Source organism: Paenibacillus sp. FSL R7-0313 (genome assembly GCF_037969885.1).
Lineage (GTDB): Bacteria > Bacillota > Bacilli > Paenibacillales > Paenibacillaceae > Paenibacillus.
Genome location: NZ_CP150219.1, coordinates 4325317 through 4345134 on the forward strand (window position 1 = coordinate 4325317; position 19818 = coordinate 4345134).

General features: G+C 38.8%; 9 protein-coding genes. 2 read left to right on the top strand and 7 right to left on the bottom strand.

What is annotated here, in order from left to right; genetic code table 11:
* Window positions 1-502: 502 nt before the first annotated feature.
* The 6 genes from NSQ38_RS19020 to NSQ38_RS19045 all read right to left on the bottom strand — a co-directional run bounded on the left by NSQ38_RS19020 (window position 503) and on the right by NSQ38_RS19045 (window position 16420).
* Window positions 503-886, bottom strand: a complete 384-nt coding sequence (locus NSQ38_RS19020; protein WP_339783491.1) for an Imm8 family immunity protein — start codon at window positions 884-886, stop codon at window positions 503-505.
* A 20-nt stretch (window positions 887-906) separates the two neighbouring features.
* On the bottom strand, window positions 907-7446 hold the full coding sequence (locus tag NSQ38_RS19025) for a polymorphic toxin-type HINT domain-containing protein (protein WP_339783493.1): 6540 nt from the start codon (window positions 7444-7446) through the stop codon (window positions 907-909).
* Between the two features lie 265 nt (window positions 7447-7711).
* On the bottom strand, window positions 7712-9211 hold the full coding sequence (locus NSQ38_RS19030; RefSeq protein ID WP_339783495.1) for a hypothetical protein: 1500 nt from the start codon (window positions 9209-9211) through the stop codon (window positions 7712-7714).
* Window positions 9212-10752: 1541 nt separating this feature from the next.
* Complete coding sequence (locus NSQ38_RS19035) at window positions 10753-13779, bottom strand: DEAD/DEAH box helicase family protein (protein ID WP_339783497.1); 3027 nt, start codon at window positions 13777-13779, stop codon at window positions 10753-10755.
* A 737-nt stretch (window positions 13780-14516) separates the two neighbouring features.
* Window positions 14517-15062: a sugar O-acetyltransferase gene (locus tag NSQ38_RS19040; RefSeq protein ID WP_249913629.1), complete on the bottom strand. Its 546-nt coding sequence runs from the start codon at window positions 15060-15062 to the stop codon at window positions 14517-14519.
* 698 nt (window positions 15063-15760) lie between these two features.
* Window positions 15761-16420, bottom strand: coding sequence for a TetR/AcrR family transcriptional regulator (locus tag NSQ38_RS19045; RefSeq protein WP_339783499.1), 660 nt, complete (start codon window positions 16418-16420; stop codon window positions 15761-15763).
* Between the two features lie 244 nt (window positions 16421-16664).
* Here NSQ38_RS19045 and NSQ38_RS19050 point away from each other — a divergent pair, with 244 nt between their 5' ends.
* A complete protein-coding gene (locus NSQ38_RS19050; protein WP_339783501.1) occupies window positions 16665-17663 on the top strand; it encodes an aldo/keto reductase in 999 nt (332 codons plus the stop codon).
* 273 nt (window positions 17664-17936) lie between these two features.
* Here the strand turns inward: NSQ38_RS19050 and NSQ38_RS19055 are convergent, their stop codons facing one another.
* Window positions 17937-18095 (bottom strand): hypothetical protein, encoded by a 159-nt coding sequence (locus NSQ38_RS19055; protein WP_339783503.1) that lies wholly within the window; start codon window positions 18093-18095, stop codon window positions 17937-17939.
* Window positions 18096-18480: 385 nt separating this feature from the next.
* Between NSQ38_RS19055 and NSQ38_RS19060 the strand changes: the two genes are divergently transcribed.
* Complete coding sequence (locus NSQ38_RS19060; RefSeq protein ID WP_339783505.1) at window positions 18481-19689, top strand: sugar efflux transporter; 1209 nt, start codon at window positions 18481-18483, stop codon at window positions 19687-19689.
* The last annotated feature ends 129 nt before the right edge of the window (window positions 19690-19818 follow it).

Here is a 19818-nt window from a genome sequence, read left to right on the forward strand (position 1 = left end):
TTACAATAATTTTAGCAACAGTTATACGTCGACATACTTGCTCAATTTGATCCTGTATGTCAGTTTAAACCTTCTTCAGTATAGTTATAATACCTCAATTAAGGTAATACCATATCGGAATGGAGTCTAAATTTATCAGCTCAGTTCTATAGATGTGATAAAATGTTTATCGATGATACTCAAAATGAGTCTGTATTGCGACAAAAAAAATTAAATTTTGAATCTAATTATTGTGAATGATCTAACAATAAATACTCCTACTGAACATTATCCTACACAGTAAGTAGAATTGATCTCCAACTTCTTCTCTTCTCCAGGCCAGTGGGGAACTTTGTGTCAAATTCCTGCTTAGTAGGGAACTTTGTGTCACTAAAAATTGACACAAAGTTCCCTACCAAAAACCAAGAAACCCCTTGTTATATAAGGGGTTTCTTGGTTGGCGACTTTATGTCATTCTACATCTTAAAACTTATATGATCGAATATAAGTTTTTCAACATGAATTATTTATTCTGATTTATTTCTGATATTATTTCACTTTCTGATAAGAATTTAATATTATCATATTCCCATCTTAAAAAACGGTTAATGGCTAGTGCGACTTCTTCCCATGTAGGTCGAATGCAATCTTTCAGAATATTAATTATTTCAACTTTCATCATCTCTAAATCAAATTTTTCAGAAATGAATGTGGCTCTTCCGTTAAATACATTTTTGTTTTTACTTAGATGACTTACCACATACTCGGGAGATAAAACTTGAAAATGGAAGCAATCAGAACCAATGTCTTCTTCTTCAGCTATATAGGCTGTACATCGAAATTTTGTGCCTTTCAGGCCATCTGATACTTCAAAAACTTCTATATCTTTCAATACTGGTATAACCAAAAGTATCCCTCACTTTCATATCACTTAACACTAATATGGAAGTTACCGTCTGTACGAGTATCCTCCAGGTTTAATTCTAGACCTCCGTGTTTTTTATATCCGTACCTCGCAACATATCTTCCATCTTTACTCACATAAGTTGTATAACCGTTAGCAGCTGTACCTTTAGTATATCCTGGTCCCACAAATTCTACAGCAGTAAATAGTGCAGTGTTTTTAGAAATATAACTGCCTTCCAGGCCGGCAATTTTTGTATTAGTTTTGCCCATCGTGGCCAGAGTCCTTGCACTTAAACTACATTCTGTATTGTGAACCCAAATTCCTAGATCTGTTACATAATACGTATGATAGTCTGCAACTGTAAAGTTGTAAACTGTGACTGGCTCATTCAGATTGACGAACTCTACCTTACGAATAGAAAGGCTGCTTCCGTCTGCCTTTAGAAGTTTATCCCCCTCATGTAGCTTGTTAGCAAAGAGCCAACCTTTACCTTCTACCCAAAACGGATGATTGTCAGTCGTCTCTATAATTTGGTCGCCAGCATACAATTTAATAATATCATCTCGCTGATTTCGAAACAGATTGGTAACTTCTTTATAATCTACTTCTCCATTTGGATTATTTTCGTCTTTGGCTAGAACCATATCTCCGATTTCAATATCTTCAATATTCTTTTGACCTTCATCGGTTTGCACCTTCGTTCCAGCTGTAAAACAGTTACATCCTTTGATAATTACCTTTCCTTTAGTGGAGCCTACAAGTCCAGTGGCAGAGTAAATTATGCTTTCAACAGATTGTGCCAAGGCCCAAGTTCGATCAGTATAAGCGTCCAGATCTGCCAATAGTACTTGTCTTGCCCAATCCGCTTTTCCTTTTGTATTATTTTGAGAGTAGGGACTTGTCTGGGTTAATACTCCATATCGGAATTTAAACGTCATATTATCACGATCGCCGTAAACCTTTTGGAAAATTACCCCAAGCTGACTACGATTGCTCCAGTAATCCGCTGATTTACTTTTTAACGACATAGATTCTTTCAACATAAACTCGATCTCATAATACGTTGAATCTTTAATATGCCCACTCGGATCAACATACTTTAGTGGATTATTGCTTACGTATGAATACACGTTTTGACTTAGAGGGTCACTTAATTCTCCTTCAAATGTATCTTCATTGATAAACCGCCCCATTGTAGGATCGTACCAACGAGCTCGTAAATACTGAAGTTCGGTTGTGTCGTCCCACAATTCTCCGGCATATCGGAACGGATTATGAACCGTTTCCTCATTCGTTATGATGTTACCCCAAATATCGTAATCGTATTGATTCAATAATTTCCCTTGTTCATCTCGCAGTTCAGTAATATCACCATGGCCATTGGATTGCACATAGGCTTTCGTGCCATCTGCATATTGAATCGCCTCTAACTTGGTGCCTCGAATATAATTTGCTTTTAGTGATGGGGTGCTATTGCTAACTTCCGCTTCTGCTATAATTTGTGCGTTATCATCGTAATAGTAGCGGGTTACTTTACCATTTTCTGTACGTTCCACTAGCAAGTTATCGCCATTATATTTGTAACTCACTTGCTTAGCATTCTTTTGCACAGAAGTTAGGCGGTCTCTCATATCATACGTATAATCACGATCTTCTACCTCAAACTCCGTATCAGTGATCATTGTCAAGCGATTACCTTGGTTATCGTAAGTGTATTCTTCTTGACTTACGGTGGATGTCATAATTCGATCGAGTTTATCATATGAGAATGTGTCAGTCGTCTCACCATGTACACGATTTACGATGTTTTTGTTGTTATCGTAGTCATAAACATAGCTATCTAATTTTACTTGGCTTTGTACCTGATTCAAACCAATCAAATCTAGGCCTTGGTATGTTTTTAAATCTTGAACCCCATTTTTCGCAATTGCTTCCCGACTCAAACCGTTCATATAGTATTTGTACTGCATATCTGGGATATCCTTAGCCGTGCCTACCGAGATAAGTCGGTTCATCGTATCATAGCTGTAATAGACGATTGTCCCGAATGGCCCAGTCATAGATGTGCGATTACCATTACTATCATATTCAAACGTTGTTTGTTTGCCGTCCGGATAAGTAATTCGTTGTAACTGTTCGGTTGCAGAGTCATATTCATATGTCATTGTCCCCGTTTTATCGGTCATGCTCGTCCGCTGACCTACCCGATTTACCTGGAATTGAATGATCTCTTCTGGACTACGCTTAGCGAGCAGATTACCTCGTTCATCATAATCATACGAAAAATTATTACCGTTTCGGTCAATAAAACGACTTAAGGTGCCGTCTCGATTAAAATAGCTTTTTATGGTATTGCCCTGTTTGTCCGTTGTTTGAATTCGGCGTCCCAATTCATCGTATCGACTTTGCTTGACATTTCCAGCTGCATCAGTTGTTTGAACGAGATTGCCCAGCATGTCATAAGCGTAGCGTGTTTGTTCACCATTCGGACTTTTTACCTCAATTAATTGTCCTTGGATGTCATAGCTGTTCGAAGTAGTTTGTTCTTTGCCATCCGTTTCTTCTAGTAACTTTCCGCTAATTACATCGTATGTCATTTTTTGCAGTAACCTAATCTCCTTTTCTTGCTGGGCTTTCTCTTCTACCTTAATCATTTGCCCCCAACGGTCAAAGGTTTGTATCTGCACATACCCTTCGGCATCTGTCGTTCTTGCCGTACGTTCTGTATCATTGTATTTCACAGTTTTTATTGAACCATCCGCACCAATTGTTGATATGATTCGGTTCCACGCATCATATTCTGAACTAGTCCGATTACCTAAACTATCTTCGTTCCAAATCTCTCGTCCATAAGGATCATATCCGGTACGAGAAGCAATAATATAACTGGATCCCTTGTAATATCCTGTTTCAATTCTTTGACCAAGCGCATTCCACTTTGCTATCCGCTTCTGACCATTTTCATCAGTCACGGTGATCCGGTTTTCATTATCATCATAAGTTGCACGCAAGACACTACCATCTGTTTGATTAACTTGAATGATTCGCCCAAGAGCATCATATCCGTACGCAGTCGTCCGTTGGGCTGCATCTACAGAACTCATCAAACTACCGTCAGCTGGATGATAGCTTGTAGTAGTCGTTACAGTACTCTTTTTCCCGTCTACATCTGTTGCGATGGTACTTTTTTTAACTGGATAGGCTTGGATAGAATCATATTCCACTGTGGTAGCCTGTTCATGAGTTCCATTCTTTAATCGCTGCACAAGCAAGTTACTGTAGGTGTCAAATGTGTAATCAGCTTGACTGATGATTTCCCCATTCACGTTGTTTTTACGGCTGATAACTTGTGTAATGTCTCCTTGTGCGTTTCGCGCTAGTACACTGAACTTTTTATTGGAGGAGTCTACTGTCTCAGTGATGCTAGTTAGCCAGTGTCTATTTTCATCATAAGCACTGGTTACGGTTTTCCCAGTTGGATCTTTCTGGAATGTTACATTGCCGTAATCGTCATACTGTATCATTGAAGTCATGGTATCCTTCGTTTGATTATCCGTGACAGTTACCGTAGTTGGTTCGGTTGCAGCAAGATTATGGCCTTTAACCATTTTTTCATACGTATATGCTGTTGTTCGGATAAGTCCCTCTCCGCTAACGGTCATTCGATCGAGGTAGTAGGAAGCTGATGCATCTATACTCAGGACTTCTTTGCGGTACGCGTATTGTGTCTCGGTCAGTCCATCACGGATAGTAGCTCCAAAAGTACTCTTTTTCCCGTAACTTGCACCTAGGTCTGAGGTATAGCTTACTGTTTGGCGATTGTAATCTTCAGTTGTACCATTTTCATAGGTTAACTGATCCTTACGTGTCAATATGCGGTATGCTTCATTCAGAGAATCGGCTCCAATGTAACGTTTCACTGCAGAATTTTCGTAATCATAAAAAGTCTTTGCTCCGGTTTGATGATGTACCGAGGTCAGCAGGGCATACGGATTGGATACTGCACGTTCTGGGCTAAAGCCAAGCAAGTTAAACTTCGCATCGGCCATTTTATATGAATAGGTCGTTTTGCGACCTAGCGGGTCGATGACTGAATCCAATAATTCAATCCCGTTTTGAGTTTTCTTTTGATACGTAACGGTACGATCGCCTTGTCGAATTGTCACGGCCGAAGGTGAATAGTCAATCTGAATCGTATTTCCAATGGCATCCTTGACCTGAGTCAGTAATTTACTTTGATAGCTGGTATTTTGTTCATAAATGAATTGAATGTCGTTCTGTCGAGAATCCGAAAGCTGAAGTAAACGTCCGTCAGTGGTGAAGTATTGTTTTGAAAGTCCATCCGCTGAGGTAATTACCTGTTGGGATGTTTCTCCGTTCACAGTTACAGACGTGTTTGAAGTAACTGTGGTGCCTTCCCAGTCTGTATCTTTAAGCTTGTTGCCAACGATTTCATATCGGCCCCCATCGGCCATCACAGCAAACGACTTATCATTTTCTTTTTCAATATAAGGTAGTTTCCAAGACCAACCTTTTCCTAGCGGAGTACGTTTATCCGCTGCTGCAGAAACCGTTTTGTTAAAGTAGGTTACATCTGTATTGCTTCCTACTTGATAGGCACGAATTTCCCCAGCAGGTTGTGCTGCAATATAGTAGTTATAACCATCGTCAAACGGATAAGGTATAGGAAAACCAGGATTTGCATTAAATGTGTCTTTCCACGTATTAGCTTGGGACCATAATTCAGTACCATCTGTAGCTAGCGTGGTTGCTACTGCACTTCCTTCGGTGATCTCAGTTTCGACCCAAGGTTTTTCATTCACGTTGTATACTTTACGTTGTTTGGCACCGTTCCCTAGACTTACCCAGGAATCATATTTCCGTGAGGAGTAGGACCCAGGTTTTACTACTGTGCCCGCATAAGATTGCGAATAACTACGTGTATCAGAAGCTGGTATTGTCACGGATCCATTGTAATAGGCTGTCCAAGACTTGGTACATGGATAATTAGCCCCCGCTTTATTGGGTGAAAGACATGCCTTTGTATTTGTCACGGAAGTACGAGTCAATGTTATGGTTTTTCCCTGTACCGTCGCTGTTTTGATTTCTGGACATGGACTTCCAGTTCCAGTTTGTACCCAATTTCCTTTAGCATCATATTTTCCCGCAATTTCATTGATACATGTCTGTTGCGGTGCTGTGATTGTCTGAGCTGGTGTATGTTGTCCAGAGATAACTTTTGCGCTTCCAGATTTGTTTAATGTTCCAATGAATCCTCCCTCGTTATAGGCCATAGTGGCAGGAAAGTTATCTTGGTTGTTGTATTGAGTCTTTTGTACAAAAAGTGGTTCAGGCTCGGTAAAGTACACGATTCGATGACTAGCAACTTCTTTGGCTTCCGATTCGGTTGTATACGTCCCCTTTTTAAGCGTTTTCGTTTCAATGATTGCCGTTTCGGAATCGACTACTCCATCCCCATTGTTATCCCACTGAATCGACATATTTTCCGTATACTTAACGTGATATATCGGAATCTTCTTTTTCTTCACAGCATTATACGTAACGAAGTACTGGTAAATAGGATATTCATAAGTGTTATAGCCTACGTCCATATCATAGAACTGCGCTGAAGTCGAGTTATATTGCCTTTCAAGATTAAAAGTCAAGCCTCCTCGTCCAGGTAAAGTCGCATCGGTATGTTCCAGAATAAGTCCTCCACTGAGTGTGGAGATCGTTTCGCCATTTTCACCAACACTATAGGGTGCTTCATTAAACGAATTCCGGTCAAACACGGGTGCTTTTTCAGAGACATGTTTACCTGGGTCAGGGACACCTGTAGAAGCAGCAAGTGGCTGAATGATTTTCGATTCTTCAGAGACGCTTTTCTCTTCCTGTCCAGATGTTGTTTTTTCCTTGTTATCCGTATCATTTGAATCGGAGGTAATTTTTTCTCCTTGATTACCCTCGTCAACTTGTTTACCATCTTCTGGGTGCGATGACTCCGGTTCTTGCTCAGGCTCAAGTTCTGTTTCATTGGGATCGGGCATGGAAAGATCAGAAGGTTGTACCGTGGGATCTTCTTTTTCTTCAGTTATCTTTTCCTCGTTATCATCTGTCTCTGAGATTGGATCTGTTGCAGCATCTGAATAAACTTCTTCAGTCACCGTAAAAGTATCGTAACGCTGCATAATTCCGGATTGATCCGCTTCGACACTGATAATTGAAGATTCATTTTCAATCAAGGGATCTGTATATACATCACTGGTTACAGTAGCAGATTCGTTGACCTCTTCTGGATGGATTGCCCGAAGGGCCTCATCAAAAGATAGCCCGCTCTCTCTGGCTTTGTAAAAAGCGGCAACTATTTCATTCAGATTGTATCCTTGATCTAAATAGCGTTGGATGAAAGAAGCCGTAGTACCGAATTCATCCATGAGGATTTGAATGGTTTCGGGTGAAGCAGCCCCTTCATCTTCGGCGTATGAAATCGTAGGTATAACATTTCCCATTAAACCCGACAGTATGGCAACAATTAAAATGATGGATATGGTTTTCTTCATAAGATACTTCAACAATTCTTTCTCTCCGTTTCGAGTTAGATGATGGTTAAGGTGTGGGTTGGACATAAAAAATATCTAGAATAGCAAAATGAAATAGTATAAACTGTTTCTTTATTTACGTACCCTCTGTATTTAGAAGTATATTAGAGTGTACTCTAAGATGAACGTTCGCTGTACGTCAATATGCTTTAAACTCTATTTCAGTGATGGATACAAGAGGAACTCTACGAAGGTGTTCTGTTAGTTAGTTTTACAGATTCAACTTCTAGGATGTAACAGGATCTATAATATTTATTTTTTTTAAGTTTCCATTCTTATCGTATTCGTAAATTATCTTTTTCCCGGATTCATATATTACACTTACCAACTGACCTGTAGAGTTGTACGTATAACTATACTTTTGTTTTTTCTTCTTAATCACAGTATTGCTCGGATCGGATTCATTTCCAAACAATCCTTTAGTCGTTACATAAAATCTGTGCTCTTGAAGTGGGTCCAAGTTCTCAATGGCGTACTTTCTTTCTTTCGTGTTTCCGAGTAGAACACCGTTGTGATACACATTAAAACCGTCCAAGTCCTCATCCTGTTCTGTGAGTGACGCCCAAGTCAGAGTAGCAGAATTGCTGCTAGTTGCTTTTACTTTAAGCCCTTGAGGAATTTCTAGTGAATAATCATCAACAAACAATCGTTTAGGCGTGGTTACGTTTGTTCCTTGGTTTGTTAAGTCCATACCCCATATATATATCTTAGAGGAATTACTGATTGCAGCACTGGAACCGGAACCTGCAGAAATAGAGTTGATGTCTTCTAGCCCCTTTACAGCGATGGGCACTAGACTATTCGTTGTTGTCCCATTACCTAATGAACCCCTCGTGTTTGCTCCCCAAGCGAGTACAGTGCCATCTTCTTTTAAGGCAAGCATATGACTATTTCCTAGTGCGAGCTGTTTAATTGCTTGAAGTCCTTCCACTTTTGAGGGGGTGGTTTTGTTGTTTTGAGTTCCATCTCCAAGTTGTCCAAGGGTGTTCCCGCCCCAGGTCCAAACCTCATCATGAATATCAATAGCAGCTCCGTAACCTGCCTTTTGATAAATATGTTTTACTTTAACGGGGATATCTATTTTTACAGGTTGCAGAGAAACGTCCGTTGTCCCGTTGCCAAGTTGATAGGTCAGATTTGATCCCCATCCCCATACCGAGCCATCGCTCTTTAATGCGTACGCAGTTTGATAACTTGCAGCAATTTCAACTACATTAGTTAAGTTAGGTATCTGTGTTGGAATTGTACGTGTTTGATTATCACCCAAACCCAACTCTCCTGATGTATTTGAGCCCCATGTCCAGACTGTACCGTTACTGCGCAAAATTGTATTAAACCGTGATCCTGCCGAAATAGCAATGATATTTTTAACCGAAGTAATTTGGTCTGGGATTGTACGGTCCGCAGTTCCTGGCCAAGACAGCAACGTTCCATCTGAGGTTAATGCCAGCGTTTGGAGATTGCCGGCTGAGACATCCACTACCTTAATTGCCGTTGAGACCATTCCAAATTTATCAGAAACTAATCCCGGAAACATCATAAAATTTGTACCCCCAGACCAGACCGAACCATCTCTGCCTCGAACTAGTAGGTGTTGTGTCCCTAGTGAAATCTTAGTAATTTCGTTCAGTTTTTCTTTTTCCGCTGCTTCTACATTTTCAGTTGAAAATAATCCTGAAATCAGCATACCGATTAACAGGAAAATTGACATTTTTTTTGCGTTCATTACATGTTCCCCCCCTTTTGTGTAACTAACTTTCTGTGCTAGTTCTAACAATCGCATAAGCCCCGTCTCATTCTCTTTATAATCTGGTGTTAATGGTTTTGTCCGTCCTTTCTACATATGTAACTTATATGACTTGTAAAACAGCTTTCCTATTATCGTTGATTCCGAATTTTAAAGATACGGGCTTTTTTTGTCGAAATTAAATTTATTTTGTCGAATTATTTCCAGTGTTAACGTTCTGAAGTTTATAATTGTATTTTTAGCAATCTTTTAATATGTAACTTTAATATTATTTATAATAAGTAAAAGAGAGCAATTCATAAAAATGAAAGACCACGTTATCTCTCTTTCTTCACTTTGTTACCAAATTTTCTCGTTCTTGAAATTATTCAAATCCATTTAGAGTAAACAAAAAGAGCACTATTTCTTGGTCAGCAGCCGTAATGGAGCTTGCTCGCAAAATAGAAATGTCGCCAAAGCGATCCATAATGTTGTCCATCACTTGATCAATGGCCCTTTTCTGCTCTTAATCGTTAAATAGAGTCAATTGATATGTATCCGCCGAGTTGGATAAATGAGAAAGAGATACGCCTACACGGTGCATAGGCTGCCCATTCCAGTAACGATGAAATATGGACTTAACGATATGGCATACATCAATCGTTATGTTTGTTGGATCAGGTATTTTAGCCTGACGATGAAATCCTATTGGGTGGTAAAAATCCGCACCAGACACACTGACGGACACGACAATGCCAATAAGATCTTTTTTACGCTCTCTCCTGCAGACCTCTGTGCAGATATCCAGAATAATCCCTTCAATCTCCCATGCCTCTGTCTAGTCTCTTGGTAAGGTCATTCTGTTTACGTTATCCTTTTGTGTGCTATGGATGTCGACGGTTACCGGCACACTTAGTCACTTAGATATTTATCTAATCGGAAATGGGGACATGTTCTTGTCTATTTCGGCGATCGGTGCAAGTTCTTGTCCTTAACAACTAGTTTTTTTATAATACCTAGTCAAGCGTGTTTGGCTTTTCATCGTGTCAATTGTCCCATAACAGTGTGAACATATTTCATGTATTGTGGTACTTAGTGAAGTTTTAAGTACATGTGACCAATGTTTAGATATATCTAATCGGAAATCGGACTATCTTCTTGTCCATTTCGGTAATCGGTACAAGTTCTTGTCCTTCGCTCGGGACAAGAACTTGTACCGATAAAATAAAAAATCCGCTAAATTAGTGACTTCAATGGGAACATGTTCTTGTCCCTCGACATCATCCCACCACTGTCTGAGGACAAGAACTTGTACCCATTGACGATTGACGTTGTTCTTCTCTTCATTTTCACAGGAAGTGCACCCCAATTGTTAGACACCATCTAACAATTGGAGGTGCACTTTTTTTATAATTACTTTTCAACTAACCTGCCCGTTAGCTTAATGAATTAACGAGGAGAAGACCAATTAGGTATATAACTAATCGGTAATAGGAACATGTTCTTGTCCCTCCTCTTCTTTGTACGCCACAAATATCCAACTAATTACTAAAAAAGCATGTCAAACGTAAACCAAACGTATCTTTTAAATAAGTATCTGTTGCTAGGATAATTTGTTTCATAGAGTTTGTGATATCTAATATTGATACCCCTGGTTGTACAATAGAAATTTCAAATTCTGTTTCATAACCAGCTCTCACCATCTTTTTTAACATATTTAAAGTTGGTAAGTTTCCTTTTTCGAACCGTGTTTCACCATAGCTTTTCTGTCTTGAATTTTCCCTTTCAATCATTCTTTGTATTATTTCTAATACATTATCATTCCACATAATTGATTTTTCAGCTTGGCCACAAACTTCATATAGATCTGAAACACGAGAACCGGGATGCTCTCCGTGTGAATACTTACAATGATAAAGATGAAATCTAATTTTCTTATGCTGCATATCAATTTTAACAGAAACAATATCAGCAATTTCCCCTGATCCATCATCGTCAAAAATTATATCTGAACTTTGATCGACAATATTATGTATCGTAGCGTATTGTATAGAATCAATCTTTCTTCCTCTCCCTTGTGATTCCGATTTAATATTGACGCCAAGAGCAGGCCAGTCAACAGCAATAAGAACATCTGAAGATAACTTAATACCACTTTTGGGTTTGATCACTGTTTTTAGATTCTCCTGAACTACAACTACAGTTCCATCATGCTGAATAAAAGATATTTCTGGGGAATACTCATATAAGAAATCTATCATTTGAACTGATTTCTTACCTAATTTTACTATAAGCTTATCACCTTCAATTTGCTTAAAACTATAAGAGGAGTCATTAATAATTTGTTCAAATATAAATTTTCTTTCATTTATCAAGAATTCAAATCGAAGATTTCCATCAACCAAACTAGGGTTGCTTAATTCCGATTGATAGAAAGGGTATACCTTTTCTTCTTTAGTAATATACAACTGTTTCGTGTGACTATTAGACGTTTCAATCGTTTCCGGTAGTAGTATTTTATAAGGAACACCTTCTGGGAAGTCCTGTATCACTTCTAAAGTGAGTGAATTATCTAGAATGCTATTTGTATCAATAGTATCATCCAGCACTTTTTTTCCTACATCCTGACACCACTCTGTCCAAAAGTTTATACGTTCCACCCAGCGCATCCAAACTTTCCCTCTATACGAACAACCAATACTTATGCGTTCCCCACCTTGATAACCATAACCGAATAAATTAGATTTAGTTGAATTTGACACGATTGCTTCACTAATTCCAGACTTAATATCGGTACCCGCAAACATTCTAAAACTAATCCTTCCACTTGGTTGTTGTTTCAATCCTAAAGTGCCAATCATTAACCTATTTATCTCATTCAAGCTCCGATATACTGAATCCCCCTTAATTGCTGTGGCTTGTGGAAACATACTTTCAAGGAGCCGATTCCCCTTTCCTGTATCAGTTTCGTTTATATGTATGATTCCATTCTCTTTGTCCAAAAACAAAACAAAAAAATCATAATCATATTGCATTATATCCTTTTGATCAGACCAAACAACTTTTGTTTCAATTTCCTCAATGAAAATGTAAACAGAATCCTCTTCATTTATCATTGATGTAGTTCTATCTGGATCCAAGACCAGTTTCCACGCGTCTACAAAAGTTCTTTCTGTAGGACACCGAAACATTCGGGTACTTATTTTCATCTTAATTTGTGATATATCTATATCCGTAACATGCCCTTTTTCAAACTTTCCAATAAACTCACTAAGTTCAATTTCTTTACCAATAGCTTGATGTGAATGTATATTGAGGAGCGAATTCCAATCAGAATCTTGACGATATAACTCTTCTATCGAGTCCTTTAAATCATCCATTGCCACATTTGTTATGAGCTTTGCATTTCCTAAATTATTACCACTTGTTCGAGCAAATCGTCCAATAAATTGAAGTGTAATTGGAAGTGACTTATATTTATCATGGATTGCTGCAATTTTTAATGTTGGAATATCGATACCTTCACCAAACATGTCTACACATACGACAATTTTTGCATAACCATCCTTAACTTCTTGTAAATATTTATTTCTCTGAGTAGAAGCAATACCAGTGTGAATTACAACTGGGTTGTATTCTGTATACTGAGAATAGACTTTTTCATATAACTCATCGGCGCGTTTACGACTCTTCGCTCGTGCTAGAAGAACATGCTCCAATCCTTTGTCCAAATCTTCTTTTAATTGTTGGATTGCGATGTTCGCAATCTCTTCATCAGACTTTTGTTCGTCAAATTCTTGAATAGGATAAAACTCAATTGGCTTGAAATATCCAGCTTTTTGCGCCATTGCCAGACCGTAATTGAATATTATCTTACCATCCACTTTTTTTCCATCATTCCTAAAAGGGGTTGCAGTAAATTGTAGGATTTTCTTTCCTAAAACCATTTCTTTTACTGCTCCCCAATCTGGAGATGCAAGATGGTGTGCTTCATCAAAGATTACCACTTCTAATTTTTGAATAAATTTATTCCAAACAGATGAAGGCATTTTTTTTATCATACCTGGTGTAGAAATAACTATGTTCGCTTCCTGAAGTGCAGCAATCAGAGCTTCTTCATCTGTAGCTTCAACTTTCGATTTATAAAGGAAAGTAGTTGGATAAATAGACTCATTAGAGATCATATCTAATTTGGGAAGTATTCCAAAATGACGCGCTCCTTCATAAATTTGTTCTCTTAAGAGATTAGAAGGCACTATGATTAATGTTGAAGCAATTCTTTCAGAAACAATAGTTGCATACATTGTTTCCGACTTTCCTGTACCCGTAGGCAACACTATTGTAGCTGGAGAATTTGATGTTACCCAATGTGCACGAATTGCTGATAGAGCCCCAAATTGGGGTGAACGTAAGCCAATCTCACCCTCGCTTCGCGAAACTCTCTCCTGATAAGACAATCTCCAACTATCAATAATCTTTGCTTGGCTAAATTTATTACCTTTGCTGTCCGTACAACGACTCAACTTATTACCACGTCCTATGGTTGACACTACTGTTTTATACCGCATCAAAAAACCTTCTTTCTATGTTAAAATTTTTCAGATCTCTTGAAGTAATTATATAATAATTACTTCAGAATACGGTTAACAAAATTTTATTCAATTATTTTTATCAGGTATTCTGAATAATTTCTTTTAACGGATTAGGCTCAATACTGTTAGTTGGTTGTCCGCCCGAATATATCTCTTGTTTATGGTTGTTCCCAAATAAGTGCATATGCTGATTATTTAGATATACACCTAATCGGCAATCGGTCTATGTTCTTGTCCATTTCGGTAATCGGTACAAGTTCTTGTCCTCAGCAGCTAGTTTCAGTCCGATTAAAATACCTAGCCACGCGTATTCTCCCCTCTTAATTTGTCATTTGCCCATAACAATGTGAACATTTTCATGTATTATGGTGTTAAAAAAGGTTTTAAGTCCATGCGTGCATTGTTTAGATATACACCTAATCGGCAATCGGACTATGTTCTTGTCCATTCCGGCAATCGGTACAAGTTCTTGTCCTAGTATATATGTCGTCGTGTCAAGAATCAGTGCGCGCCCAACTGCTACAAGCGGATTCCTTTGTCTATCGCCTCAACATCTCTCCACTAATTTTTGATGTCCGTAAAGGTATACAAAAAAGGATCGTTAGCATTTCTGCAACGATCCCTATTGTCATCCGTTAGTTGTAAACCGCAGTTGATCATGTTGATTAAGCTAACATCTCCCGTTAGTTTAATCGAATCTGTAAAGCCCTTTATCATTCTGTAATTTGCTTGATCACCTTGGCTGGATTACCCGCGACTATCGTGTTTGCTGGCACATCTTTTGTTACAACTGAACCAGCAGCCACAATGGAATTATTACCTATTGAAACACCTGGAAGAACTGCACAGTGCCCTCCAATCCAAACATTATTTCCTATCGTTATAGGAATACCGTAACCAGATTTATTTCGGTCCTTGGGGTTGACATTATGACCTGCCGTGTAAATGCCGACATTAGGTGCGATCATGCAATCATCACCGATATGAACCTCCGCCATATCCAATATGGTGCAATTGTACCCGGCATAGAAGTTACGACCAACATGAATGTTATAACCCAAATCACAATGAAAATTATGATCAATGCTAAAACCTTCACATACGCTGCCAAATAGTTCTCGAATCAATCGTTCTTTCTCTTGTCCATCTTCCGGATCGCAGTCATTATAAGCCTTCACAAGCTTTTGGGCCCGTATGCTTTTCTCTCGTAGTTCAACCGTTCCTCGTTCATAATAGACCTTTTCTTTATCTTCTTTCATTTTTTCCTCCAGGCAACATGGTTTTACTAATTATATACTAGCCAGTACCTAAGTTGAAACTAACCTGCCCGTTAGCTTTATGAAACCGATAAAGAATTTTATCAATATTGGTACCATATTCTTAACCTTTTCAACAATGAACTAGTTCTTTGCCTTTGGTCGAAAAAACCTAGTTCCTGAAACAAAAAATCGTTATTCAATTGAAGTCTTATACTCATATGCTTTTATCCCGCCACAATAGTTCCACTTAGAACTTTTTAGATAACTAGCTAATCCGAAATGACACAATGTTCTTGTCCCTCGACAATATGGTTTCCGCGTGCGCCTGATCCGGGTGAAATTTGCCGTTTGCATCCGCTCCGGCGACGCCCGAACGAAGCGCCCACTCGATCGCTACTTGATCGGAGCGTCCAGCGATATCTTTGACCTTGGCCGGATTAGTTGCTGGTTAGCTCTTACTCTTGAGACGCTCGAATACACGTACCGGCACCGTGCCACGCACAACCGCGGAGCTGAACGTCACCTTGTAACTGTCGGGCTTAACCCCTTTGAGCATTCAACTTTCAGACCCGCAGGGGAACAACGCCCCGCTCATGTGCCACATTGTGCAGCCGTGCGTTTCATTCGCGCCTTTTATGCTTCTAATGTATCATTGAAAATCCATCATATGAAGCTCAAATTATTCTAAATTGCTAAGTTTAATATAAGGTTTTTGAGATTTTTTGTGCCATATACTCAATTTTAGGAATCATCAAGTTGTCATCTATCATTTTAATTTTATCAGGTTTAAACAACTGAATTTTTTTCAGATTGTAATAGTCAAATAGCACTTGATACACGGTCAAACGGTTCTCCACCAAATACTTTACATCTAAAATGTTTCTTAACATCTCATCTTGCATAACGATGAGCCTACCATCAATTTTATTAAAAAAGCCCTCTTTTATTCCTTCATCATAAAAAGCCAATTCCTGATATTCTCGTTGCTTCATGGATTCTTTTAGTCGCTCATAGTTCTCAGGATAACTACTTTCAAGATCCCTTAGGAAAATGTCTGTGAAGAACTCTTTTAATAAGATTGTTTGTTCAAATGTTTGCTGAAATCGCTGAACAATTACTTGGTCAGCATCAGAATCTTCAATAATTTCGTGGATATATTCTATAGAAAGACCCACAATAAAGGTTATGATATCTTCTTTGGTAGAGAAATATTTATATAAAGTGGCCCTACTTATATCCATGATTTTTGCGATTTCATCCATTTTTAGACTTTGAAATCCATTTTTTTTAACGTACGTTAACAATCTGCTAGTAAGAGTTATCCTCATATTATGTTGTTTTTCATTCTGCCGTTCCATCTAAGCGCCCCCTAATCCCTTATATTATATCTCATAATCATCATTTTAAACAAACTATACTAAATAGACACTTTGTATTCTTTTTGTTTACTTTATTCACCTCGCATGATATTATGTTTTTTGTTCCTATGGATAACAGAGATAAAAATTCATATTGAACGAATTAAGATTGGATACCTTTTTAACTAGGCTTAAAACATTTAGGTGATGACAATCTAATTTTCTTTATTTAAGGAGGAACAACATGCAAACTCGAAGTCTTGGTCAACAAGGTTTAAAAGTCTCTTCTATTGGATTAGGTACTATGGGGATGTCCATGGCATACGGTCCTTCAAATGAAGATGAAGCAATAGCAACTATTCGTCGAGCTTATGAGCTTGGAGTTAATTTCTTTGATACGGCAGAGTTATATGGATATGGTACTGGTCACAATGAACAGTTACTGGGTAAAGCTGTAAAGGATTTTCGTGAAAAGGTAGTACTAGCTACCAAATTTGGATTTGACATGACAGCCGAACCACTCGGAACACGTTTTAATAGCCGTCCAGAAAATATTCGTAAAGTAGCAGAAAACAGCCTTCGCTATCTGCAAACGGATTACATTGATGTTTTCTATCAGCATATCCCAGATCCCGATGTCCCTATCGAGGAAGTAGCTGGAGTCGTTGGAGAGCTTATTCATGAAGGCAAAGTTAAATATTTTGGTTTGAGTAACACGGGTTCAAAAACTATTCGTAAAGCTCATGCGGTTACCCCGGTATCTATGCTTCAGACTGAATACTCCGTATTCGAGCGTGAGATTGAGGACAACGATATACGCATGACTTTGAATGAACTGGGTATAGGTTTAGTGCCTTACTCTCCTTTAGGCAGAGGGTTCCTAACAGGTGCCGTTAAACCGGCTCAAGAGTATGCCGAAGACGATATGCGTCGTCACGACGAGCGTTGGCAAGGCGAAAACTATATCTATAATCTACGAGCAACGGAACAACTTAATGAAGTGGCTTCTAACAAAGGTATTTCTGTAGCCGAATTGGCACTGGCTTGGCTTCTCGCCCAGGGAGAAGATATCGTTCCGATCCCGGGTACACGAAGTGCTAAGCGAGTTGAGCAAAACGTTGCTGCTGCTAACGTTAATCTTACAGAAGCTGATCTTCAACGTATCAAAGAGATCCTTCCACACGGATCAGCCGGTAGCCGGTATCCAGCTGGAATGATGGAGAATTTCACAAGAGATTCATAACTTTTATAGAAAATTAAAAAGATGAATAAAAAAACAGCTAACTAAGGACATAGTCATAGTTAGCTGTTTTTTTTATCAACACACTTAAAACTCCGTATCATCCTGTTCGAAAAATCCTATAAGCTTAAGTGTGTTACAATGATTTTTCACATATGCTTCAACTGAGTATCATTTTTGCCTCATCAGGTTTACTGCCTCTGAGCATCAGCGCAACTGCTTGTGGGTGAATAACGGCAAAATAACGATTAGATATACGCCTAATCGGCAATCGGACTATGTTCTTGTCCATTCCGGCAATCGGTACAAGTTCTTGTCCCTCGACATGAACACATAGTCGCTGTCTCCATCCGTTCGTAGCTGTGCGGTGACTCCCGCTGGAAGTCTGGATTGGATTGCTGCGCGCCGTACACCTGATTTGTTTTGAAACCTCATCTTTTTAAATCTATCGCCTGTCTTTAATTGCGTTAACTTTAACGCTCATTCCCCTATCTTGTAAAAGGGATTTTTGGTGGCTTCAAGCATAGTTTACAGCAGAATGAGGCCTTGGATCATGCTCCACATGTACTGTCTTAAAAATGACTATGTATTTCCTTAAAAACAACCTGTTGATAGTGAAAAGGGAACCTCCTTTTTCCGGGAAACTGCCTTTAATTTACTGTATACTCACACGAGTCTATGATAGGTTTAGGCAAGCATTTGGCACGAATGTTATATTGTTTGTGTTGTCATTTAGTACATAATAAAGATGTACGATTGATTCTATTCAGCCATGTATGGTGGTTACACAACAACAAATTCTGAGGAGTAATTTTACACTATGATCAATCGATTCATCAGCTTATTTTCCATTCCTTCGTATGCTTTACTCTTTATGTGTATGGCATTACAGGGAATGGGCATTTCACTCAGTACCCCTTTTTTATCTATTTATTTCACGGAACAGCTTGGCGTATCTATTGGAATGTTTGGTCTTTATCTAGCCGTTACACTAATTGCAGGAATATGGATCAGTACGCTAATCGGGAGACGTTCTGACCTTGGCTTGAATCGGAAGAGCGTTTATCTTTTCTCTACTCTCTCTAATGTCTTGGCCTTTAGTGGATACTTGTTCATTCAAGATTTTCCGATGTTGTTCATTTACATGACTGTGTTTACTGCCCTTGGTGCACCAGGGATGCCCCAGTTGTTCGCTATTTCTAGAGAAGCAGTGATAAAGAGTCATTTTAAGGAGCGTGCGTTTGCTAATTCTACTTTGCGTTCTGCTTTCTCTCTCGGCTTTATTACAGGTCCTTTAATCGGCACTTTATTACTCTCTGCTATTGGATTTAAGGGGATTTTTTTGGGAACGATCGGAGCTTTCCTACTCGTTGCTCTGCTTGTTTTCCTGTTTCTCAAATCAAACACAGAAATGAAGAGCAGTAATGCTGAAGCGAATATAAAAAGTTTCCGACTGGCTCAAAACCGGGATATTCTAATTCCTTTTCTCATTATGATACTCATGTATACGGCTCATTGGATGAGCAGTATACACACGGCTCTCTTTATTACAAACAATCTTGGCGGAACGACAAGTCATGTCGGTTTAGTCAGTAGTATATGTGCTGCGCTGGAAATTCCCTTTATGATTGTACTCGGTCTACTTAGTGCAAAGTATAGTAACCGAATCTTGGTGTTTTGCGGGGCTATTTTTGGAGGAGCTTATTATTTCGTTATCCTTATCTCGAACGAGATGTGGCAAATGCTTGCAGCACAAATTTTGCTCGCTGTTTTTGTCGCCGTCATTTCTGCGATTGGAATTAGCTACATTCAGGACCTGCTGCCTAGTATGCCGGGATATGCTTCCACACTCTATTCGAATTCATCCACAATCGGCAGGCTGATTGGTAGTCTTGTTGGTGGTGGAGTAGCCAGCATTGTGGGTTACCGATACTCATTTATCTTCTGCTTTATACTTATTATTGTTGCTGTAATTATGCTTGTGGTAAGTGGACGACAGCCTGTAGATGAACCGCAAATTTCAACCTAACTATGCCGATTTAACGGAATAAATTAGGTTATTGAGCTTTTCTAGGTATGGGGTAATTAACATTGGCACAGCATCTTGCTCGAAGCATTCCCTGAAAAAGAAACCGACCTTAGTCCTGCATAAAACAGG

Excerpts from the sequence above, each read along its gene's own strand:
- NSQ38_RS19050 (WP_339783501.1), top strand. The coding sequence starts at position 16,665 with ATGCAAACTCGAAGTCTTGGTCAACAAGGTTTAAAAGTCTCTTCTATT.
- NSQ38_RS19040 (WP_249913629.1), bottom strand. The coding sequence starts at position 15,062 with ATGAAAGAAGATAAAGAAAAGGTCTATTATGAACGAGGAACGGTTGAA.
- NSQ38_RS19045 (WP_339783499.1), bottom strand. The coding sequence starts at position 16,420 with ATGGAACGGCAGAATGAAAAACAACATAATATGAGGATAACTCTTACT.
- NSQ38_RS19060 (WP_339783505.1), top strand. The coding sequence starts at position 18,481 with ATGATCAATCGATTCATCAGCTTATTTTCCATTCCTTCGTATGCTTTA.
- NSQ38_RS19055 (WP_339783503.1), bottom strand. The coding sequence starts at position 18,095 with ATGAGGTTTCAAAACAAATCAGGTGTACGGCGCGCAGCAATCCAATCC.
- NSQ38_RS19035 (WP_339783497.1), bottom strand. The coding sequence starts at position 13,779 with ATGCGGTATAAAACAGTAGTGTCAACCATAGGACGTGGTAATAAGTTG.
- NSQ38_RS19025 (WP_339783493.1), bottom strand. The coding sequence starts at position 7,446 with ATGAAGAAAACCATATCCATCATTTTAATTGTTGCCATACTGTCGGGT.
- NSQ38_RS19030 (WP_339783495.1), bottom strand. The coding sequence starts at position 9,211 with ATGAACGCAAAAAAAATGTCAATTTTCCTGTTAATCGGTATGCTGATT.